This window comes from Kiritimatiella glycovorans, from assembly GCF_001017655.1.
In the GTDB taxonomy this organism is placed as follows: Bacteria; Verrucomicrobiota; Kiritimatiellia; order Kiritimatiellales; family Kiritimatiellaceae; genus Kiritimatiella; species Kiritimatiella glycovorans.
Genome location: NZ_CP010904.1, coordinates 223,344 through 246,011 on the forward strand (window position 1 = coordinate 223,344; position 22,668 = coordinate 246,011).

Annotated in this window: 17 protein-coding genes; 9 read left to right on the plus strand and 8 right to left on the minus strand. The window is 65.1% G+C overall.

Annotated elements, in window-relative coordinates:
* Positions 1–10: 10 nt before the first annotated feature.
* The 5 genes from trpB (L21SP4_RS01015) to trpB (L21SP4_RS01035) form a co-directional block, all read right to left on the minus strand.
* A complete protein-coding gene (trpB, locus tag L21SP4_RS01015) occupies positions 11–1,222 on the minus strand; it encodes a tryptophan synthase subunit beta (protein ID WP_052880916.1) in 1,212 nt (403 codons plus the stop codon).
* The gene (locus L21SP4_RS01020) at positions 1,204–1,854 is read right to left on the minus strand and encodes a phosphoribosylanthranilate isomerase (RefSeq protein WP_074041325.1); all 651 of its coding nucleotides are present in this window, start codon (positions 1,852–1,854) and stop codon (positions 1,204–1,206) included. Before L21SP4_RS01020 ends, trpB (L21SP4_RS01015) begins: the two co-directional genes overlap by 19 nt.
* Before the next feature lie 16 nt (positions 1,855–1,870).
* Complete coding sequence (locus L21SP4_RS01025) at positions 1,871–2,527, minus strand: FMN-dependent NADH-azoreductase (RefSeq protein ID WP_052880918.1); 657 nt, start codon at positions 2,525–2,527, stop codon at positions 1,871–1,873.
* A gap of 111 nt (positions 2,528–2,638) precedes the next feature.
* Complete coding sequence (locus tag L21SP4_RS01030; protein ID WP_052880919.1) at positions 2,639–3,817, minus strand: serine/threonine protein kinase; 1,179 nt, start codon at positions 3,815–3,817, stop codon at positions 2,639–2,641.
* A complete protein-coding gene (trpB, locus tag L21SP4_RS01035; RefSeq protein WP_052880920.1) occupies positions 3,814–5,025 on the minus strand; it encodes a tryptophan synthase subunit beta in 1,212 nt (403 codons plus the stop codon). The genes L21SP4_RS01030 and trpB (L21SP4_RS01035) overlap by 4 nt, the downstream gene beginning before the upstream one ends.
* Before the next feature lie 508 nt (positions 5,026–5,533).
* On the opposite strand from trpB (L21SP4_RS01035), the gene L21SP4_RS01040 reads away from it, so the two are divergent.
* Positions 5,534–5,743 (plus strand): helix-turn-helix transcriptional regulator, encoded by a 210-nt coding sequence (locus L21SP4_RS01040; RefSeq protein ID WP_052880921.1) that lies wholly within the window; start codon positions 5,534–5,536, stop codon positions 5,741–5,743.
* Positions 5,744–5,761: 18 nt separating this feature from the next.
* A complete protein-coding gene (locus tag L21SP4_RS01045; RefSeq protein WP_052880922.1) occupies positions 5,762–7,003 on the plus strand; it encodes a type II toxin-antitoxin system HipA family toxin in 1,242 nt (413 codons plus the stop codon).
* Positions 7,004–7,294: 291 nt separating this feature from the next.
* Here L21SP4_RS01045 and rsmA read toward each other — a convergent pair whose 3' ends face one another.
* Together rsmA and L21SP4_RS01055 are read right to left on the minus strand one after the other, a co-directional pair.
* A complete protein-coding gene (gene rsmA / locus L21SP4_RS01050) occupies positions 7,295–8,200 on the minus strand; it encodes a 16S rRNA (adenine(1518)-N(6)/adenine(1519)-N(6))-dimethyltransferase RsmA (protein ID WP_082116420.1) in 906 nt (301 codons plus the stop codon).
* Complete coding sequence (locus L21SP4_RS01055) at positions 8,128–9,120, minus strand: peptidylprolyl isomerase (RefSeq protein ID WP_052880924.1); 993 nt, start codon at positions 9,118–9,120, stop codon at positions 8,128–8,130. Before L21SP4_RS01055 ends, rsmA begins: the two co-directional genes overlap by 73 nt.
* A gap of 264 nt (positions 9,121–9,384) precedes the next feature.
* Here L21SP4_RS01055 and L21SP4_RS01060 point away from each other — a divergent pair, with 264 nt between their 5' ends.
* From L21SP4_RS01060 to L21SP4_RS01090, 7 genes are all read left to right on the plus strand, one after another.
* Positions 9,385–12,258: a beta strand repeat-containing protein gene (locus L21SP4_RS01060; protein WP_052880925.1), complete on the plus strand. Its 2,874-nt coding sequence runs from the start codon at positions 9,385–9,387 to the stop codon at positions 12,256–12,258.
* A 186-nt stretch (positions 12,259–12,444) separates the two neighbouring features.
* A complete protein-coding gene (locus L21SP4_RS01065) occupies positions 12,445–13,755 on the plus strand; it encodes a Gfo/Idh/MocA family protein (protein WP_074041510.1) in 1,311 nt (436 codons plus the stop codon).
* Between the two features lie 28 nt (positions 13,756–13,783).
* Positions 13,784–16,900, plus strand: coding sequence for a DUF6807 family protein (locus tag L21SP4_RS01070; protein WP_052880927.1), 3,117 nt, complete (start codon positions 13,784–13,786; stop codon positions 16,898–16,900).
* A gap of 39 nt (positions 16,901–16,939) precedes the next feature.
* Positions 16,940–18,124, plus strand: a complete 1,185-nt coding sequence (locus L21SP4_RS01075) for a Gfo/Idh/MocA family protein (RefSeq protein WP_052880928.1) — start codon at positions 16,940–16,942, stop codon at positions 18,122–18,124.
* Positions 18,121–18,822, plus strand: a complete 702-nt coding sequence (locus tag L21SP4_RS01080; protein WP_082116422.1) for a 3-keto-disaccharide hydrolase — start codon at positions 18,121–18,123, stop codon at positions 18,820–18,822. The genes L21SP4_RS01075 and L21SP4_RS01080 overlap by 4 nt, the downstream gene beginning before the upstream one ends.
* A gap of 24 nt (positions 18,823–18,846) precedes the next feature.
* Positions 18,847–20,643, plus strand: coding sequence for a divalent metal cation transporter (locus tag L21SP4_RS01085; protein WP_052880930.1), 1,797 nt, complete (start codon positions 18,847–18,849; stop codon positions 20,641–20,643).
* Positions 20,644–20,668: 25 nt separating this feature from the next.
* Positions 20,669–21,868 carry a XylR family transcriptional regulator gene (locus L21SP4_RS01090; RefSeq protein ID WP_052880931.1) on the plus strand — a complete coding sequence of 400 codons (1,200 nt, stop codon included), beginning with the start codon at positions 20,669–20,671 and terminating at the stop codon, positions 21,866–21,868.
* On the opposite strand, the gene L21SP4_RS01095 is transcribed toward L21SP4_RS01090, so the two are convergent.
* Positions 21,829–22,662: an HAD family hydrolase gene (locus L21SP4_RS01095; protein ID WP_052880932.1), complete on the minus strand. Its 834-nt coding sequence runs from the start codon at positions 22,660–22,662 to the stop codon at positions 21,829–21,831. The genes L21SP4_RS01090 and L21SP4_RS01095 overlap by 40 nt on opposite strands.
* Positions 22,663–22,668: the final 6 nt, after the last annotated feature.

The following is a 22,668-nucleotide window of genomic DNA, read 5'->3' on the forward strand; positions in this document are numbered from 1 at the left end:
CCGGCTTTCGTTACAGGGATTTGCGCTGCGATTTCCATTCCGCGATCTGCTGGACGTCCTTGTCCCCGCGTCCGGACACATTGATCACGACGAGCTGTCCGGGGGCGAAGCGCCCGGCGTTACGGATGATCCAGGCCACGGCGTGCGCGCTCTCGAGGGCGGGTAAAATTCCTTCCCACTGCGCCAGTTTATCGAAGCCCATGACGGCGTCCTCGTCCGTGACCCAGGAATATTCCGCCCGGCCGGTGTCGTGGAGAAGGCTGTGCTCCGGGCCCACGGCGGCGTAATCGAGACCGGCGCTGACGGAGTGGGTGAGCTGGATCTGCCCCTCGTCGTCCTGCAGCACGTACGTACGGGTGCCCTGCAGGATACCGGTGCGCGCGTCGGCGAAGCGCGCGGCATGCTTGCCGCTCTCGATCCCCGTTCCCCCCGCCTCCACGCCGATCAGACGGACGTCCGTATCCTTCACGAACGGGTGGAACAGGCCCAGGGCATTACTCCCGCCCCCCACGCAGGCGATCAGGGCGTCGGGAAGCCGGCCTTCGTGCCGGCGGATCTGGGTGCGCGTCTCGCGCCCGATCACACTCTGGAAATCGCGCACCATACGCGGGTAGGGATGGGCTCCCAGCACGGAACCGAGCACGTAATGGGTGGTGCGCACGTTCGTGACCCAGTCGCGCATCGCCTCGCTGATGGCCTCCTTCAGGGTCTGCTGCCCCGCGGCGACCGGGACGACCTCCGCGCCCAGGCTCTCCATGCGGAAGACGTTGAGCGCCTGGCGCTCCATATCGACTTTGCCCATATAGATGACGCATTCCAGTCCGAACATCGCGGCGACCGTGGCCGTGGCGACTCCGTGCTGGCCGGCGCCGGTTTCGGCGATGATGCGTTTTTTGCCCATGCGGCGGGCCAGCAGGATCTGTCCGATGCAGTTGTTGATCTTGTGGGCCCCGGTGTGGCACAGGTCCTCGCGCTTGAGATAGATCTTTGCTCCGTCCAGCTCGCGCGTCATGCGGTCGGCGTAGTAGAGCGGGGTGGGGCGCCCGACGTATTCGCGCAGGTAGTACCTGAGTTCGCGCCGGAATGACGCGTCCCGCCGCGCCGCGCGGTAGGTCTCGTCGAGTTCGCGCAGCGGTTCCATCAGGGTCTCGGGGACGTACACGCCACCGTAGGCCCCGAAATGACCGCCGCGATCGGGCTGTCCTAGCTTGGGGTTCGACATAGTTCTATGAACCGTTTCACTTTGTCAGGATCCTTTTCACCCGGCGCGCTTTCAACGCCGGAACTCACGTCCACGCCCGCCGGCCGCACGGCCGCGAGGGCGTCCGTCAGGTTGGCGGGGCTGAGCCCCCCCGCCAGAATGACGGGCGGCTCCAGTTCCCCGGCGGCTCGCCGGGCGGCCGTCCAGTCACAGCAGCGCCCCGTGCCGCCGACACGGGCCCGGTCGAAGGCGTCCAGCAGTATGCGGTCGAACCGCCGGAAGCTCTCGTCGGTGAGGGCCTCGGTCGGCGTGCAGGCGGCCCATCGTTCCGGAGCCTGCGCGCTTGCGCCCAGCACGCGCTCGCACCGATCCGCCGTATCGCGGGGCGAGACGGCCAGGCGGTGCAGCTGCACGGCATCGGGGGCGCAGCGATCGAGCACCTCGCGGAGCTGCGTCTCATCCGGATCCACCATCACGGCGACGCGCAGCACCGAAGCGGGCACGGATTCAGACCAGCGGGCCACGGTTTCGGGGTCGACCGCCCGCGGAGACCGGGGCCAGAAGACGAAGCCGACGGCGTCGGGTTTTGCCGCCAGAACCGTATCGAGGTCCGCCTTCCTGCAGATTCCGCAGATCTTGACGAACACGCTCATGAGGGACCGGGCCGGGTCAGGCCGTGGCGGGGGCCAGATCGGCCAGAATGTCTTCCGCCAGTTCTTCCGCGGATTCGACCGCCAGGGCGCGCCGTTCGGTGCAGTCGCTGCTGAAAACCGGGTTCTGCCCGTCCGCCCACGCGATCCGCACGTCCGTAATACCCACGAAACCGAACGCCGCCCGTACATCGGACGACAGAGCGTCCCGTTCGTCGTCCTCCTTGTAGATCCCGCCGGACGCGACGAGCAGCACGATACTGCGGATGCGGTGCAGCGGCCTCACTTCGCGTCCCTCGAATTCGAACATGATGCCGGGAGACAGCACCTGATCCATCCAGGCCTTCAGGATGGAGGGAACGGAGAAGTTCCACATCGGAGTGGTCAGCACCAGCACGTCCGCGTCGTCGAGGTGCTCTTTCTGCTTGTTCGCGTAATGCAGCGCGGCGTCCTCCTCGCGTGTGGGCTCGTACTCGCCGCCCTGCAGGACGGGATACCAGAAGCGCTTGAACAGGCTGTAGGTGTAGTAGGGCGGCTTTTCTTCGTAGAGGTCGATGTTGTCGATCTCCACCTCCGGGTTGAGTTCCATGAGCCTGGCGAAAAAGGCGGTGGCGAGTTGTTTCGACGCCGACTCCTCCGTGGGCTTCGGATTGGCACACACATGCAGAAACTTCACTGGGCTCTCCTTAACACTTGAGATTCACAACCCCGCGTGCGGGGCGGCTTTCGGGGGAATGAAATGACATAACATCGGCCCGAGTACAAACGTAAACGCCGCTAAATTCCATCACGCAAGTATTTCGTCCATCTCCCGCCTCGGTTCATTGCGTCGGCCGAGCAGCTTCTCGATGTAGAATTCGAGTTCCCGGTCGTACTCGGTGTCCTTGCCCGCCTGCGCGAGCTGCTTGTGCACGAGGACCAGTCCCTCGGGGCCGGATTCGGCCTCCATGGCGTCGGCATAACGCTGCTTCGGGTCCGGATGGAGCATCCGGCGCAGCATGCCGATGATGTAGTCGTTGCGCCGCACCCGGGTCGGCAGGATCTCCGGCAGCAGCTCGGGGAGCCGCATCTTGAACCGCAGCAGTTCGTCTTCGTTCAGGGTTTCGGTGTCGACCAGCGGGCGCCCTCTGAGCAGTTCGAGACCCACCAGCCCGACGCTGTAGAGGTCGGACTGGATCATGGCGCTCTCGCCGCAGTGGACCTCGGGCGCCATGAACAGCGGGGTGCCCATCAGGAAGGTGTGCTTCTCGTCCACGGTGACCGCGCGGCCGTAATCGATGATTTTTATGATCCCGAGCCGGTCGATCATGATGTTGGCGGGCTTGATGTCGCTGTGCAGAAAGCCGGCGTTGTGCAGCTCCTCGAGTCCGCGCAGGACCTGGCGCATGATGAACATTGCCACGCCGGGCTGGATGCGCTTGATCTCGTCCTTGACGTTGAACACCGCGTCGGTGAAGTGCTCCCATTCCTCCGGGGTGCTCCGCGCGCGCGCCGCTTCGAAGTGGTTGCCGTGGACGAGGTGGTGCGTATCGATGCCCTCGACGACCTCCATCTGGGTGTATCCGATCCCGTCGATCTCCTCGTAGATGTCGCGGGAGACGAGATTGGGGCTGTTGACCTTCTGAAGCTTGCTGATCTGGGAGGCGATCCGGCCCATGTCGGTCCAGTACTTCTCGGTGCTCGGATAGATCGAGGGGTCGTGGAGCTTGATTGCGTGCTGCGTGGTGCAGCCGCGGGCCCCCTGGCGCAGCGCCTGGAAGACCACGCCCTGCCGCCCCCGGCCGAGTTCGCGCGTAAAGCGGTAGGCGAGGGGGTAGTAGATCTCCCGGGAGCGGAGCAGGCCCGTGTAGTTCCGGCGCAGGCGCTTGATGTCGATCTCGCGCGACGCCGCGGGCATGGGATCCGACTCGGGGCCGGCCACGGTCTCGGGGCCGGCGTCGCGGTTCTGCTGAGATTCCGTGTTCATCCGTCCCCGCAGCCGTAATGGTCCAGCACGTAGTCCAGATCCTTGTCGCCGCGGCCGCTCAGATTGACGAGAATCGCCCCGTGCGGTTTCTCGCGCGCCAGTTCGAGGGCGTAGGATACGGCGTGGGCGCTCTCCAGTGCGGGGATGATGCCCTCGAGACGGCACAGCCGATGGAAGGCGTCGATGGCCTGGCGGTCGTCGGCGGTCACGTAGCGAACCCGTCCCTCGTCTTTGAGGAAGCTGTGTTCGGGGCCGACGCCGGGGTAGTCGAGTCCGCTGGCGCAGGAATACACCGGCGCCGGATTGCCCTCGCCGTCCTGGAGCAGATAACACTTGAACCCGTGGATGATGCCCTCCCGGCCGTAGCTCATCGTCGCCGCGTGTTCGCCCGTCTTCTCGCCCCGTCCAAGCGGTTCGACCCCGTAAAGCTCGGCCGCAGTGTCGAGAAATCCCGAGAAGATGCCCATCGCGTTGCTCCCCCCGCCGACGCAGGCGCAGACGGCGTGGGGATCGGTGCCCGTCATCTCGCGGAACTGCTCGCGGGACTCCACGCCGACGACGTGCTGGAAGTCGCGGACCATGAGCGGGAAGGGGTGCGGCCCGACCACGGAGCCGATGCAGTAGATGGAGTTTTCGTAATCGGCGAGATAGGCCTGGAAGGCGGAGTCGACCGCCTCTTTCAGCGTCCTGAGCCCGAAGCTCACGGGGACGACGGCGGCCCCGAGCAGCTTCATCCGGCTGACATTGGGCGCCTCTTTTTCGATGTCGACTTCGCCCATGTGGATCTCGCATTCGAGCCCGAAACACGCCGCGGCCGTGGCCAGGGCCACGCCGTGCTGGCCCGCCCCGGTCTCGGCGATGAGTTTGCGCTTGCCCATGTGGCGCGCCAGCAGGGCTTCGCCCATGCAGTGATTGAGCTTGTGCGCGCCGGTGTGATTGAGGTCCTCGCGCTTGAGATAGATCTGCGCGCCGCCCGCGTATTCCGAGAGCCGCGCGGCATGGTAGACGGGGGTCGGACGGCCCTGGTAATGACGCCGGATGTGGCGCAGCTCGGTCAGAAATTTGTCGGACCAGCGCAGCGAGAAATAGGCCTCCGTGATCTCGCGGAAGGGCTTCTCCAGTTCCGGGGGCAGATAGGCCCCGCCGTATCCCCCGAACCGGCCTTCCTCGTCGGGATATTTCGATAAGTAGTCTTTGTAGTCCTGCACCAGCGCCTCCCCGAGTCAAACAGGTCCAACCACGTTAGGTCAACGGAGGCGGCCACTCAAGAGGAAAGAGGAAAAGGGTTGTTTGTGGATTTTTATGGAAAGTCGCTCGGGGAGAAAGGGCGGGGTGCGGAAGATCAGGGGAAGCGTAGAATCGCGGTCGCGGGGAAAGAGAATGGGATTCACCATGAAGGACATGAAGAGCACAGGCAAATAGATCGTGCGCGCTCTCTTACGTTCGTAGTAGGCCCGTAGGCCTGCGAAGCAGGGCCAGGGCCGTGATCTTTCACGCGCCTTGGCCCTTCGGGCGCTTGCGGCGCTACTACGAACGTTTGTCGTCTCCCATCCCGACCCCGGCATCCTCTGTGACCGCTGTGGTGAATCCCCATCCGGCTCTTTCCCGAACGGTAACACAAATCTTCTGTTGGCGCCTGGTTTCCTTTATATTCCCGATCAGGAATATTTTGTTTTATTTAACTCTCTTTTGTGTTTATATTCCCGAACGGTAACTATGAAGATAGAAAACACAGAGCAGTTGGGTGCGGCGGTGCGGCGTCGGCGCAAACGAATGGGGATCACGCAGAAGGATCTCGCCATGGTTTGCGGGACGGGTTTGCGATTCATCGTGGACCTGGAGAAGGGCAAGCCCACCTGTCAGACCGGGAAGGCGCTTCAGGTGCTCAAGGCGCTTGGAATGGGCGTCGACGTCGAATCCCGGTGATAACCTCGGAGGGGTGTGATGCGTCGTCTTTTCGTTTACTTGAACGACGAGCACGTTGGGGCGCTGGATCAGGACGACAGCGGATTGTTGCTTTTCCGTTACGCTCCGTCGTGGCTGAATCGGCCGGATGCGATACCGCTCTCCCGCAGTCTTCCGCTGCGCGAGGAACCATTCCGCGGGAAATATGCACGACCCTTTTTTGCGGGCGTGCTTCCCGACGAGACTCCGCGCAGGCGTATCGCCTCGATCCTCGGGATCAGTGAGCGCAACGACTTCGCCATGCTCGAACGGATTGGCGGCGAGTGCGCGGGGGCGGTCAGGCTGCTTCCCGACGATGCCGCCGCCCGGACCGAGGATGCAGAGGCGCTGCATAAATTCGGCGAAGACGAACTGAAGCGTGTTTTTGCGGAACTGCCGCAGCGTCCCCTCATGGCGGGAAAAGAGGGTGTGAGGCTTTCGCTGGCGGGGGCTCAGGGGAAACTCCCGGTCGTCGTGCGTGGCGGATCGATCTGCCTTCCTCTGAACAACACCGCGAGCACGCATATCCTGAAACCGGAACCTGAAAGTTTCCGCGGATTAGCGGCGAATGAATCATTCTGCATGAGACTGGCGGGGGAGGCCGGATTGAACGTCCCGCCCGTTGAAATGAGGAACACGAACGGTCTTCCTTATCTCGTGATCGAACGCTTCGATCGAGATGAGGATAAAAGCGGCCGCGTGCGTCGCATACATCAGGAGGATTTCTGCCAGGCGCTGGGGTATCCGCCGGAACACAAGTATCAGCAGGAGGGCGGTCCGCTGCTCCGACATGGCTTCGAACTCCTGCGGGACTGGTCCACGGCACCCGTGCTGGATGTCCTGGAACTGGTCGATACGATGATCTTCAATGCGGTGATCGGCAACGCGGACGCCCACGGGAAGAATTTCTCCCTCCTCTATCGCGGACATGAACGGAGACTCGCCCCCGCCTACGACCTCGTCTGCACCCTGGCCTGGCCCGAAATCTCCACTCGGCTCGCGATGAATATCGGGGGGTGCCGCACACTCACGGAAATCAGGCCGGATCACTGGCGACGGATGGCCGAAGAAACCGGACTCGCCTGGCCGATGCTCCGGGAGCGCGTGGCCCGTTTCGCGACGGAGATCGGCGAGGCCGCCTGTAGATTGCGCGAGAATCTATCCGTCCGGGATCCCATGATCGACCGCGTGGCGGAGATCATCGCCTCCCGCGCGGACCGGATGGGTTCCGGGCGGGGATGACCACGGATGGCGAATGCAGCGATTCTCATTATGGCTTCACCCTTTTCGGTCGGGGTGGCACCCGACCCTCCCAGTGCCCGAAAATGCGTCGGATATCGACTCGGGAGGGACGGCTGCCACGCCGTCCGCGGTCGGAAAGCGGCCATAATGAGAAGTGCTGTGGCGAATGACGCGGATGTGGATTTTATGAGAGCTCAGGGGTACGATTTTTCCTTCCACCCGTTGCGTAGGTTTCCGGGCAATGTTGAAGTCAGGAAGGGGAAAGGGACGGGATCGCGGGAGGATTGCTTATCACGCGTGCAGCGCGCGTTCGGCCAGACGGTACCAGTCACCCGGAGGTACACGGTGCGGACGCAGTTCCGGATCGATGCCGACGGCACGCAAATCAAGGTCCGGGAGCGTGTTGCTCAGCTTTTTGCGGCGCTGCGAAAAGGCGCTCCGCAGGATTTCGACGAGCCGGGGATAGGCGTCGCTCCGGATCGCGGGGGTGTCGCGGCGGACGAGCCGTAATACCGCCGAACGGACCTCGGGCCGCGGATAGAAACAGGTGGCGCTTACGGTTTTGACGAGCGCGGATTCGAAAAAGGCGGTCGTGCGCACCGCCAGCGGACCGTAATCGGAAGAACCCGGCGCGGCGGCGATGCGCCGGGCGGTCTCGAGCTGAAGCATGACGGCCACGGTCTCCGGCCGGGGTTCTGCGTCGACGATCCGCACGAGGATGCGCGTGCCCACGGAGTAGGGCAGGTTGGCGGCCACCCGGCACACGCTCGCGCGGAAGAGTTCGCCGAAATCGGTCTCGAGCGCGTCTTCCGTGCGCACGTGCAAGGCGCGTCGATCCGGCATCAGGCGGCGGAGATGGTCCGCGAGCCGTCCGTCTTTCTCGATCGCGGTCACCCGGCCGCCGCGTTCGAGAAGGCCAGCCGTGAGCGCGCCGAGCCCCGGACCGATCTCGAGTACGCCGTCCCCATCCTCCAGACCCGCGGAGTCGATCACGCAGCGGAGAATGTTGGCGTCGATCAGAAAGTTCTGCCCGCGCCCGCGCGAAGGACGGAGGTCGAGTTCCCGGATGAGACGCCGGACCTCGGAGGGCCGGGTCAGTCTGCGCGAGAGGGGAGGATCCTGATTCAGCCTGCGGACTCCGATTCGGGGCGGTCGAAAATCTGTACCACGTGCTTCTGGCGCAGTCGGTCCAGCCAGCGCTCGCGGACCTGCGCCCGCTTCCGCGCCAGGGTCCGCTCTTCCAGCTCTTCGCGGACCTCGCCGAAGGGCTGTACCGAGGGTTCGCGCCGGCCCTCGACCGTGGCCAGGTAATAGCTGTCTTCGGCCTCGATGACCCCGCTCACCTCGCCCGTGGAGAGATCTCCGAGCGCGGCGGCCAGTTCGGGCGCGAGATCCTCGGGTTCCAGCCAGGGGTAAGCTCCGCCCTCTTCGGCCCGGTTCCCCTCCGACATCTCGCGCGCCACCGCCGCAAAGGGTTCGCCGTCCTCGACGATCCTGCGGCGGATCGTCTCAATCTCCTCCCGCTTGGCCGCCCGGTCTTCTTCGGACTCGCCGCGCTGAATGCGGATCAGCCGGAACTTCACCTGCGCCGGTGTACGAAACTCGTCTTTTTTACTCACGTAAGCCCTGCGCAGGTCTCCCAGCGACACGTCGGCGTTGGCGTAGACGTGCACGTGCATCATCATCCGGACCTTGATCCGTTCGCGGAAATCCTGCCGCCACTCCTCGAGGGTCTCGTTCTGCTTTTTCAGCGCCCGCAGAAACGTCGTGCGGTCCCCGCCGTAATTCTCGCGGATGAAACGGTTTATCTCCTCGTTCACCACTTCCTGCGGGAGCTGGTACTGGCTGCTGTCGAATTCCTCGAGGATCAGGGCGTGATCGATCAGGGCCTGCAGCCCTTCCCGGTAGACCTCGTTCATCCGCTCGATCCGCTCGCTACCCTGAAATCTCCGCCGGATGCGTTGAATCTGCGGCGCGATGTAGGCCTTGACCTCGCCTTCCGTGATGACGCGGTCGTTGACCGCCGCCGCATAACGATCGGCCGCCGGCCGCTCCGGAGCCGCCGTGCAGACGGCCACGAGGGAGAGCAGACATATGGATGTGAGCAGATTACGCATAAACCTTCCCGTCCTTTGTTTGAAATCGACACACTATGCCGGATCGCGTTCAGACGCGCAACGCAAGAAAACGGAGCGGCCTTTTTCTGTGTAGGATCGTCATTGTTCACGACGGACAGGGTGGACCGTCACGTCCCCCTGCCGGATTATCAGGACGAAAGGAAAATAAGTCTTATCCCATATTGTCAAATTAGTTCTTGATTTTGTCGGGAGGAAGGGGTAGCAAAGTACGCAAGTTGAAATAGAAAAAGGAGGGAGACCATTATGAAAGCGGCAAAAAGCATGATCGCTTTAATTGCATGCGCCGTAATCATCGGCACCGCCGCCACGGCGGGCGCGGTGACCTACACGAACGAGGCATGGCCGGACAGCCCGGTGTTCTGGAGCAGCAACTCCGTATGGAAAGGTGGAAACGTCGCCCAGGCGGGGACGAACACGGTGGTGATCATCGAAAACGGCCGTGCGACCTCCTACCATGATCTAGCCGACCCGTTCGAACTTAATTCGCTCGTAATGAACGGCACACAGGGCCACACGATTCACAGCAATTCCTTTCGCTTCTCCAGGGGCAGCGCGCAGGCGTCGATCGAAAACGATACCTCTGACCTCTTTATTATAGAAAGCGATGTCGAGCTGAACGACGCCGGGGGAGTCGTCGTCGGCGGCACGGGCTCAGGCGACATCCGGCTCAAAGGGGTGGTCTCCGGCGGGGCGAACGACGGCGGAATAATTGCCGATTACGGCGGGCAGGTCTCGTTGAGCCAGGCCGCGACGTACACCGGCGATACGGTGGTCAGGCGCGGTACCTTCAGTTTCGGTTCGGGGGTCGACGGCACGCAGATGACCCAGGGCTCAGATTTTATTCTCGGCGAGGACGGCAGTTCGGCGAATGCGACCCTTGAAACCGCACGCGGCTCCGGCGTGTTCGCGGACACCCAGACCGTGACGGTCAAGGGCGAGGGACACAACGTCATCACCAGTGCCAACGGTCTGAACGGCGACACCTCTTACGACGCCGATATCGTGCTGGATAACGCCGACCTCGAAATCCGGATCTGGCAGGCGTCCGGCCACAGGAACCTCAACCTTGACGGTGGCATCTCCGGCACGGGCGATCTCGTGCTGAACGCCGATCCGCGCGGAGGCACGGCGGGGAACATCAATGTCGCCGGCGCCAATACCTATGCGGGCGACACCTATATCGGCACCAACGGGATCGCCATGGAGGCCTATATCCGCAACGGCAGCGCGATCCCGGATACTTCGGATGTGTATGTCGAGGGACTGGCCAGCATGAGAATCTACGCCAACGAGACGATCGGCGCACTGAACGGGGAGGACTCCGGCGCCAAAGCGGGGGCGCGTTTCGGCGGGGATACGCTCACGGTCGGTGCGAACGACGCGGACGGTTCGTTCGCCGGTCAGCTGTATGACGATGTCGGCACGCTGAACTTTGTGAAAACCGGCAGCGGGCGGCAGACGCTCACAGGCACGAATACCTATACCGGCACAACCACGGTCAATGAGGGTATCCTTCAGTTCAACCGCGAGGACGCCGTCGCGACAGACGTCAACCTGAACTCCTCCGAAGCGGCGGTGGTCGCCAGCGGATGGGGAACCTCGAATCTGCTGACGCATATTGACGGCGGCAGTTCGGCCGGCGCAGTGCTCATCCCCGGCGACAACAATGAGACACTCGACATGGGATCGCTGAACATCTCGCTGGGTTCCGACGGCGCCCACACCTACGGCGGCGACATCAGTGTGGACTCGAACGGCGTCTACCGGTTTACGGGGGCCTTCGGGGACCTGAACGTCGCTTCGGATCTCGACGGCTATGCCAGCGTCCTTGTAACGGGCGGCGGCTCGGTGACGCTGAGCGGAACCAATACCTACACGCCTCCGGGCGTAGGGAATATCCAGGTGCAGGACGACTCCATACTGGTGCTCGGCAGTGAACAGGCCGTGTCCGATGCAGGCGGACGGGTGTTCATCAACGGCAGCTCCGGCGGCACGGTCGATCTCAACGGTAAAACGCTGTCGCGGGACATCGTCTTTGATCCCAGCGGCACGAGCGCGGCCTACCTGACCAATGCGTCCGCCACGACCGCGACGATGAACGGGCAGATTCGCGCAGATGGCGATGCCGACGACAACAATTACATCGGCGGCAGCGCGGGCGATATCGTGCTGAACAACCAGGTCCAGGAGAGCTTCATCAAGGCCGGTTCGAACACGGTCGAGATCGACGGGATCAACAACACGGCCCCGGAGATTACGGTGCAACAGGGTACGCTCAAGCTCACGCGCAGCCTCTCCAACTGGAGTGCAACGGACTTCACGCTCGACGGCGGGACGTTCAATCCCTCGTTCGGACATGAACTGAGCATCTACTCCAACAGCACGATCACGGCCGCCTCGGAAAGCACGATCCAGGTGGACGGTATCTCGACGATCAACGGCACGCTGACGGGTTCGGCGAACCTCACCAAGACCGGCGGATCCGAACTGCGTTTCGGCGCGGAGAACAGCGGGTTTACCGGGAACCTGACGCTCGCGGACGGGAATCTGATGCTGAACACCAACCTCGCCAATGCGGCGGTCACCGTGCAGGACGGTGCGCGCCTTGCGGGTTCGGCTTCGGTCGGCGGACAGATTACGGTCGAAACCGGCGGCTTTCTGCGGCCCGGCATCTCTCCGGGCATTCTGACGGCGGAAGACGGGTTGACGATGCAGGATGGCACCTACACGGAATGGGAGCTGATCGACAACACCGAATCCGGCCGCGGAACGAACTTCGACGGGATCGACGTGACCGGCGGCGACATGCAGCTCGACGGCGAGCTGCGGTTGATCCTCAACAGCACAGAAAGTACCGTCGACTTCGACGATACATTCTGGACGGATGATACGCAGCACGTCTGGACGGTAGCTTCCTACACCGGTGCAGGGACGAGCGAGGGCAACTTCGATAACGTCGACGTCTACTACGACGGATCCGTACTCGGCGATTTCACGACCGAGCGCAACGGCGACAATGTCGATCTTGTGTGGACCATCCCTGAGCCGGCGGCTTTCACCATGCTCATTCTCGGTCTGGCCGTCTTCCGCCTGCGGAGAGTAGTGAAACGAAGCTGACCTTCGAATTACAGCCATCAGAACCGAAAAGCCCCGGCACACCGCCGGGGCTTTTTCAGGCAGAATTGCTGCACGAAATGACGATATTTATGCACGTGAGCGCCTTGCCCGAACGGTGCGGGGCTCGTAGGATGAAAACTTGTTTCTCCACGATAAAAGCGGGCTTCCGCGAGGGGGATGGACGGCATGAAGCAGCGAACGGACAGGCGAAGTTTTCTTCGGGCCGGTGCGGCGGGCACGATCGCGCCGTTTCTGTGGACGGGAAGGGTGAAGGGTGCGGTTCCGGCGAATGACCGCATCACCGCGGCGGCGATCGGAACCGGGCGCATGGGCCGGGGCAATCTCGGATCGCTGCTCGGCTATGACGAGGTGGAGGTCGTCGCCGTCTGCGACGTTGACGCCGACCGCTGCCGCGACGCGCGGCTCCAGGTCGAGAAGAGATATGCCTCCCGAAAGGCGTCGGGCGAATACCGCGGCTGCCGCGAATATCGCGATTTTCGCGACGTCCTTGCCCGCCCCGACATCGACGCTGTACTGATCGTGACCCCCGACCACTGGCACGGGCTGAACGCCATCGAGGCCGCGCGGGCGGGCAAGGATATCTACCTGCAGAAGCCGCTCACCTATACGGTGCACGAGGGCCGGGTTTTGAGCGATACCGTGCGTCGCTACGGTCGCGTCCTGCAGGTCGGCAGTCAGCAGCGCTCGGACCCGCGCTTCCGGTTCGCCTGTGAACTGGTCCGCAACGGCCGGATCGGGAAGATCCGGCGCGTGGAGGTCGGGTGTCCCCTGGACCCCCACACGGCGCCGGTCGCGCCGACGCCCGCTCCGCCCGAGCTGGACTACGACCTGTGGCTGGGGCCCGCCCCGTACAAACCCTACAACGAGCTTCGGGTCCATCCCGCCGAAGGATATTCACGGCCGGGGTGGCTGCGCGTGCGTGACTACACGGTGGGAAACATGACCGGCTGGGGGTCTCATCACATCGATATTACCCAGTGGGCGCTGGGGATGGAACACTCGGGGCCGCGCACGATCTCCGCATGGGCGGCTTACGAGGACGGGCCCTGGGACGTCCACCAGGAGTACAACGTGAAACTGGTCTACCCGAACGGCGTCCCGGTCTTTTTCGGCGACCACCGCCGCTACCGGCAGGGCGTCACGTTTTACGGGGAAACCGGCCGCGTGTTCGTGAGCCGAGGCGCGCTCGAGGCCGAACCGGCCTCGCTGCTGCAGGAGACCCTCGGGGCCGGTGAAATACACCTGTACCGGAGCGCGAACCACATGGGCAATTTCGTCGACTGCATCCGCAGCCGCCGGGCCCCGGTCGCACCCGTCGAAGTGGGGCACCGTTCGAACACCACCTGCGTGATCTCGGATATCGCCGCCCGGCTGGGCCGCCCGCTGCAGTGGGATGCGGAGGCCGAGCAGTTCGTAAACGACGAGACGGCCAACCGGATGCTCTGGCGTCCGATGCGCAACCCCTGGCACGTGTAACGCCCGCGTTCAACCTATGGAGTCCGGCATGAGCAAGAAGATCTTTTTTATATGGATGGCAATCCTGGCGGCCGCGATCCCGGCGCAGTCCGACCCCCTTCCGGTCACCGCCCGCATGGAATCAGAGGCGGTCGTGGTGGACGTCGACGGCGAGCGCTTCACGGAGTATCGCTTCGTCAATCGCTTCAATAAGAAACCCTACCTGTGGCCCCTGGCGGGACCGCTCTCGGGGAAATCGGTCACCACCGAGTCCTCCGAACCCTACCCGCACCACAATTCGGCCTGGTTCGGCTGCGACCACATCAACGGCTACGATTTCTGGCACCACCAGAATCAGCCGGAGAGCCGGCAGATCTCCCGCGGTCCCGAGATCAGGAAGTCCGCGGGCGACCGGGTGGTCATCGAGGACATCTGCGACTGGCAGCCCCACGAAGGCGATCCCGTGATGCGCGACTACCGGCGGATCACCGTATCCGCACCCGACGCGGAAACCCGTTTTCTGGATTTCGCCGTGGTCTGGGTCGCCCTCGAGGACGTACGGATCCGAAAGACCAACCACTCGCTGTTCGCGCTCCGCATCCATCCGGAACTCTCCGTGCAGCAGGGCGGCACCCTCGTTAACGCCGCGGGCGACGCGGGACAGGCGCAAACCCTGAAGAAGAACTCGCCCTGGATGGACTACCACGGCGCCCGCGAAGGCGGAATCGAGGGTGCGGCGATCCTGACGCACCCCGAAAACCGCTGGCACCCCTCGCCGTGGCTCACCCGCGACTACGGTTTCTTCTCGCCCACGCCGATGCTCTGGCTGGAGGGCGGGGAGATGACGCTGGAGAAGGGCGAGGCGGTGAAACTCGCCTACCGCGTCGTGGTGCACGCCGGCGACGAGAAGGAGGCGGAGATCGACCGCCTCTGGGGTGAGTTCGCCCGGTCGCGTCCCCTGTTTTCCTCCGCCTGGATGAAGACCGCGCTCGAGGACCTCGCGGCAGAGGTCGTGGCGTACGAGATGGGCGACAGCCGCGACCCGCTGCTGGAGGTGCGCGGGATGGTCGACCGCGGCTCGGCCGATCCGGACCGCCGCGCGCTGCTCGAGTCGTACCTGCTCGATTGGCTCGGGCGTCCTGAAACCACCGTCGCGGCGACCCAGTTTATCGGTCGCCAGCTCGGCCGTATCGGCGGCGCGGAGTCCGTTCCCGCGCTCCACCGCATACTCTCAGACGACGATGCCGTGCGCGCCCGCGCGGCGGGGCGCGCCCTGACCCTCCATCCCTCGCCGGAGGCGGGCCGGGCCATGATCGATGCACTCGAACGCGTCGCCCCCCCCGTGCGCCGGATGCTGATCGCGGCGCTCGCCGACCGCGCCGAACCGCGCGCCGTGTCGGCCCTCGAGGGGTATATCTCCGGGAGCGATCCGGAAACGGCGGCCGCCGCGGCGTCCGCGCTCGCCCGGATCGATCCCCGCGCCGCGGTGCGCGTCCTGGGCCCGCACTGGAAACGGCACGGCGATGACCACCCCGCCTTCAGAGAAGCCCTGCTTCAGGCGCTGAACGAGGTTTCCGCCGCGCACGGTGAAGAAAGAAAGTACGCCGACGCGGCCGCCGCCCTGTTTGCGGGGAGCGATCGGCCGCACGCGCGGATCGCGGCGCTGAACGCCCTGTTGCGTCTCGACCCCGGTCGCGGTGAATCTCTGCTCGTGGATGCGCTGACCGGAGAGGATCCGGACCTGCGTCGGCAGGCGGTAAGGCTGCTGCGCTCGCCCGCGAACGACACCATGATCGCAAGCGCGGTGAAGGCCCTTCCCGATCTGCGTCCCGGCGAGCAGGCTGCCGCCCTGACCGTACTCGCGGACCGGCATGCCGAAGCGGCGCTGCCCGCCGCCCGTGCGCTGCTCGCTTCCGACGATCCCGCCGTGCGGGAAGCCGCCGCGCGCGTCGCCGGTCGTGCCGGCGGAACGGACGACATCGACCCGCTGCTGGCGATGCTACCCTCCGACGCGGCGGAGACCGCGCTGGCGCGGATCCCCGGCGCGGCCGTCACCTCGCGGCTGCTTGACGTCGCGCGCTCTTCCGAACCCGCGGGACGGGCGAGGCTGATCGACGTGCTCGCCGGACGCGCCGATCCGTCCGCGCTCCCGGCGATGATCGGCTGGCTCGCCTCGGAAGACCGGGATGTGCGCAGAGCGGCGGCGGATGCGGTGGCCGCCCTGGGCGATAAGGACACGCTGCAGGAGGTGCTCCGGATCCTGATGAGGGGACAGGGCGGGGATGTGGCGGCCGACGCCGCGGCGCGGCTGGCGAAGAGGCTGATGCCCGAAGGACGCGCATCCGACCCGCTGCTGGCGGCCTGGCGCCGCGCCGACCCGTCCGCGCGGCCCGCGCTGATCCGCGTGCTGGGCATGCTTCGCGAGGACGCGTCGTTGTCCGCGCTGGAAGGCGCGCTCGACTCCGATCACGAAGCCGTGCGCGATGCGGCGGTGCGGGTGCTGGCAAACTGGCGTTCGCGTGCCGCACTGCCCGTACTGTTAAAGGCCGCCCGGCAGGCCGACGGTTTGAAACACAACGTGCTGGCGTTGCGCGGGTACGCGCAGATCCTGACCGGCCTGCGCGGCGAACTTCCGCCCGCCGAGATCGAAGAACTCTACGCGCAGGGGTATGAGGCTGCGCGGCGGGACGAGGAACGCGCACTGCTGAGCTACGAAAACGTAGCGCCTGAGATTTCCGATCTGGAGACCAAGTCTCCCGCGGAATACAAAGTCTCGCGCGGGGGACTCTGGCAGGGCGTCCCGCTGGCGGTCGACCGGGAGTACATCTTCAAATCCGTCCCGCCGGAACTGGCCGGGGCGACCTATATTCTCACGGCGATGGGCGACAAAAGACGCACCGGCGAGGCATTCCTGAAGTTCAGAGTGAAACGGCCGGTGACCGTTTACGTGGGATTCGACCGGAGATGTACCGATCTTCCCGACTGGCTGGAGGGCTGGTCCCGGCCGGAGATGTCGGAGCCGCTCGATGCCGGGGGACTTCCCATCGCCCTGTACGCGAAGCGGTTCGACCCCGGTGCCGTGGTGCTGGGCGGACCCGCCGCCCCGGGTGTCGAAGCGATGTATACGGTGGTCCTGAAGTACGCGGACGAAAACGGGGCCGAATAAAACCAATTGAGTAAACCGCCATCGAAAGGAGCAGTTAACGTGGATAAGAAAACCGTGCGGAGCGGAATTGCGGGACTGGGTTTTTCGGGCTCATTTCACTACGAGAATATCCGGCGCGTGTACGGAACCGGGGTGGATTTTCGCGGCGTGTACGACCGTGACGCGGAAAAATGCGCGGCATGGGCCGGGGAACGCGGCGTGCACGCCTATGATTCACTCGAAGCGATGCTCGACGACGTCGATGTCGTCCACGTCTGTACCGTGGCCAGCTCGCACGAGGCGGTCGCCCTGGCCGCCCTCGCACGCGGGGTGAGTCCTATCGTGGAAAAACCGCTGACCGGCTATTTCGGCGACGGGAGCGGAAACTTCAACGGCGAGACCGCATCGAAAGAGACCGCCCTCAGGGAGGCCATGGCCAGCGTACAGCGGATGCGCGAGGCGGAGCAGGCGAGCGAGGGCCGCATCCTTTACGCCGAGAACTGGGTCTACGCCCCCTCGATCCAGAAAGAGCGCGAGGTCATCGAAAAGACCGGCGCGCAGTGCCTGTGGATTTACGGCGAAGAGGCCCATTCCGGATCGCACGCCGACACCTACGGGTTCTGGAAGCACTCCGGAGGCGGGGTCACCATCAGCAAGGGGTGTCATCCGCTCACCGCCGCCCTCTACCTCAAGCGCAAGGAGGGCCTGGCCCGGGACGGCCGGCCCATCCGGCCTGCGGCGGTGACCTCGCGCACCCATGCCATCACCCGCCTGCCGGGATACCGCGACGAGGGGCACCTGCGGACCGGGTATCATGATATCGACGATTTCTCCATGGTGCACATCGTGTTCGACGACGGCACGGTCGCGGACATCTTCTCGTCCGATATCATCATGGGCGGGATTCACAACTGGCTGGAGGTCGCGGCCAACAACCACCGCACCATGTGCAACATCAATCCGAATACGGCCATGGAGACGTACAATCCGGTCGAATCCAACTTCAACGATATCTACGTCGTCGAAAAGACCGGCACCAAGCAGGGGTGGAGCAATCCCTCGCCGGATGAGGACTGGTTCACCGGTTATCCGCAGGAGATCGAGGCCTTTTACCGCGCCGCGGCCGCCGGGGAGGCGCCCGAGTCCGGCATCGAGCTGGGGGCGGACGCGATCGCCACCATCTACACGGCCTACGTGTCGGATGAGCGCGGCGGCGCCGAAGTGGCCGTGGAGCGGTCGTCATGAAGCCCGGAAGAATCGGTCGGACGGTCTTGATCCTCGCGCTGAGCGCCTCCTGCGCCGCCGCGGACGGGTGGAAGGGCGGTACAGAAGTCCCGGTGGTGACGGGGCCGGGGTGGGATGCGCTGTTCAACGGCGAGGATCTCACCGGCTGGGAGCGGGTCAACGGAACGGCCTCGTACCGCGTCGAGGACGGGGCCATCGTGGGGGTCTGCGATCCGGAGGCGTCCGCCAACACCTTTCTGCGCACTCGGGATGCGTACCGCGACTTCATCTTCACCTGCGAGGTGCGCATGGAGGTGCCGGGCAACTCGGGTATCCAGTTCCGCTCGCAGCAGCGCGACGGCGACGGGCGGGTGTACGGGTATCAGTACGAACTCGACCCCTCGCCGCGCCGGTGGTCGGCCGGCATCTACGGCGAGGCCTGGCGCGGCTGGATGGTGAATCTCAAGGAGCGGCCGGAGGCGCAGGCGGCCTTTCGTCCGGACCACTGGAACCGGGTGGTGATCCACGCACGCGGAGATCACCTGCGCACCTGGATGAACGGCGTCCCGTGTGCGGAACTGTTCGACGACGGGTTGCGCGAGGGATTCTTCGCCCTGCAGGTTCATGTGGGGAAGCGTGGAACGATTCTCTGGCGCGATCTGCGGGTGAAGGTGCTCAACGGCGAAGACGAGGTCCCGGCCGCGAAGCCCGGGTCTTAAGCTTACCATCCGGAGGAGGGAGCCATGAGTTCGGCGGATAAAGGTAGTTCGCGGGTCGAACACGAACGTCGTGTTCTGCGGGAGGCCGCCGGCAGAGGGCGGATCGCAACCTTCGGGGCCTGGCTTAAGCTTTCCGGCCCGGGCTGGCTGCAGAGCGCGATCACCATCGGGGGCGGGTCGCTCTCCAACTCGCTCTACCTCGGGGTGCTGGTCGGTTTCGCCTTCCTATGGGTGCAGCCGGTGGCGATGATCCTCGGGGTGGCGATGCTGGCGGCGATCTCCTACGTCGCGCTCTCCACGGGCGAACGGCCGCTGAAGGCGATCAATGAGCACGTGAGCCCCGTACTGGGCTGGAGCTGGGTGCTCGCCTCGATCGCGGCCAACATGGTGTGGTCGATGCCGCAGTACGCGCTGGCCGCCGGCGCGCTGCAGCAGAACCTGTTTCCCGGCTTTTTCGGGCCGGGGTTCGGCGGGACGCTCGGCGCCGCACTCATCGTCATGGCCGTCGCGATAGGTAACGTGATGCTCTACAACCACGGCGGGGCCGGGGTGAAGATCTTCGAGACCATCATCAAACTGCTCATCGGCTCGATCGTACTCTGTTTTGTCGGCGTCGTTTTTAAACTTTTTCTGGGCGGAGCGGTGACGTGGCCGGCGGTGGGCGCCGGTCTCATTCCCGACTTCAGCCTCCTGTTCGAGCCGAGCGACCGGCTGGCGGCGTTAATCGAAAGGGTGGACCCGGCCGTTCGGGCGTTCTGGAGCGAGTTCACGGTGGCCAAGCAGCGCGACACCATGACCGGCGCCGCCGCGACCGCCGTAGGCATCAATATGACGTTTCTCCTGCCGTATTCGATGCTCCGCAAGGGCTGGAACCATGAGTTCCGCCACCTGGCGGTGTTCGACCTCGCAACGGGGCTGGTGATCCCTTTCGCCCTCGCCACCGGTTGCATCGTCATCGCTTCGGCCAGCCAGTTTCACGGCGAAACGGAACGGGGCCTGGTTGAAGGGGTCGACGTCGAGCGCTATGTGGAAAGTCCGGCCTACCAGCGACTGGCCGGGCGTTACTGGACACTGCTGGATCGACGGATTCAGTGGGAGGCGGGCGAGTCGGCGACAGCCGGGCTTCAGGCGGCGCGTGCCGAGCTGGTCGATCTCACGCGGGCCCGTGAACGGGGCGAGGCCGGAGCCGCGGCGGTCGGCTCCGCACTCGACCGGGTCAACGGTCTCTACGCGGGACGCCTGGAGCGCGCGGACCGGGTCTACGCGGCGACCATCGTCGACCGCGATTCGTTCAACCTGGCCGAGGCCCTCGCCCCCCTGCTCGGCGAAGGCCCCTCCAAGGTGATCTTCGGATTCGGAATCGTGGCCATGGCCCTCAATGCCGCGACGATGCTCATGCTGATCAACGGGCTGTGCCTGTGCGAGCTGCTCGGACGGCCTGCCCGCGGGAAGACACAGCTCGCGGGCAGTCTGATGCCCGCGCTCGCCGTGCTGGTTCTGCTTCGCTGGAGGGGGGCGATGATGTGGCTGGCCGTGCCGACGTCGGTCTTCTGCGCGACGCTGCTGCCCATCGCCTATCTCGCCTTTCTCCTGCTGATCAACCAGCGGCGGCTGATGGGCGACCGGATGCCGACCGATCCCGCGCGGGCGATCTGGAACGTGCTGATGGCGGCGGCCGTGCTGGCCTCCGGGGCGCTCAGCGTGTTTAACCTGAACGGGAAACTCGGGGCGCCGTGGGGCTATATCATTTTCGCCGTGTTCGGCCTGCTCATCCTGGTCGTCGGCCGCCCGCATCTCAAGCGCGCCCGGGACGCGGAGTGATCTGCGTTTTAAGGGAGATCGCGGAATGACGGTCCGGAACAAACCGGCGACGCGCCGCGTGGCCCTGCTGATGGAGGCGGGCCGGCACTACGAGCGCGGGATCATGCGCGGCATCGCCGCCTACGCGGGGCTGCACGAGCGGTGGCAGTTCATTCGCCGCATCCCCTACGTGTCGGGCGGCGGCGCGATCGCACTCGAACACCTCCGCCACTGGAAGCCCGACGGCATGGTGGTGCGGGAGGGCGCGGAGGCCGGGCCGCTGCTCGATATGGGCGTTCCCGCCGTGTTCTCACCCTACAGCGACCCCGTCGAAGGCGTGTCCAATATCCTCGTCGACGATGCCGCCGTGGGCCGCAGGGCCGCGGAGCATCTGCTGCAATGCGGACCGCGGCACTTCGCCTTCTGCGGGATGGACGAACTCTTCTTCTTCTCCCGCCGCCGCCGGGACGGGTTTCGCGCAGCCCTCGAAGAAGCCGGATACCCGTGCGCCGTGTACGCGCCCCCCGCACCGGGCGAACATCTCGACTGGAGCCGCGATCTGCCGGCGCTGAGCGACTGGCTGCGCGCGCAGCCGACGCCCTGCGGGGTGCTGGCGTGCAACGACGACTTCGCGCTGTTCGTCCTCGAGGCCGTCAAGACCGTCGGACGGTCCGTGCCCGACGAATTCGCGGTGCTGGGCGTGGGAAACGATGCGGCGGTGTGCGAACTCACGATGACCCCCCTGTCCAGCGTCACACTGAACACCGAAGGCGGAGGGTACGAGGCGGCCAAACATCTCGACCTGCTCATGCGCGGGCGGCGGCGCAGCCCTCGATCGATCGTGATTGCTCCGGGAGAGGTCTTGGCGCGACGGTCGACGGACCGTCTCGACTACGAGGATGAAGTGGTCGCCCACGCGGTGCGCTATATCCACGATCATGCGTACCGCCCCCTGCATGTCGACGAGGTGGTCCGCGCCGTGCCCCTGTCGCGGCGCGCTCTGTACACACGGTTTCAGCGACTGACCGGACGCACGATCTACGCCTGTATTCGCGAGGTGCGCATGGACCGGTTCGCGAAGTACCTGCTGGAGTCGGATCTGACGATCGCCGAGATCGCCGCCGCCCTCGAGTTTCCGGAGGACAGCAACGTCGCGCGCATGTTCAAGAACTGCAAGGGCATGACCCCGCGTGCCTACCGTCGACGCTACCGGCGCCCGCGCGCGGGCAGCGCACCGGGGAGCTGAGTCCATTCGGTGATGACGAGATCCGGCCGCAGCCCGCGGCAGTCCGGATCGTCCCCGCGCAGCCGCAGCGAACGGCGGTCGCCGGCGAACAGCGCGGTCCGGCATCCGGACCGCGCGGCGGTGAGGACGTCGTTGCGCATGTCGTTGCCGACATAGAGGGTCTGCTGCGGTTCGATGCCGCGTTCCGCCAGCCGGGTCAGGACGTCGCGGAACATGCGCAGCGAGGGCTTGGCCTCGCCGATCTTCCACGACCAGGCGCAGAGTCCGGGATCGAACCCCGCCTCGCGCGGCGATGCGCCCCAGAGCGCGGCGAAGAGGATCGGCGTGTAGAACTGCGCGTTCGACACGATCCCCAGCGGGTACCCCGCCGTCCGCAGGGTGTCGACGACGCTTTTCGCGCCGGGCATCGGCCAGGCGGGATTGACGCGGCATTCGTATTCGACGACCGCTCGTTCGACGTTCGCGCAGTCCCGGTCCGGGGTCGACCACAGCTCGCGGATATCGACCTCGGGATGGGCGACGCCCCGTGCGCGGGCCTCCCGGTGGGCCCGTCGTATCCGTTCCCGCAATTCGTCGCGATCGACGGCCGCCGCGCTCCCGACCTCGCCCGCCCCGGAGATGAACAGCGTGCCGTAGACGTCGAACAACACCGCGCGGATGTCGTCGAGCGGATCGAGGCGCGGCTCCATCCCCGTCGGTTCGGGGGCCATCGGTTTCGACTGATCGCGCACCATCGCGATCAGATCGCGACGGCATCCCCCTTCTTCTTCCTGTCTTTGCGTGTTTGCGGCCATGACGAT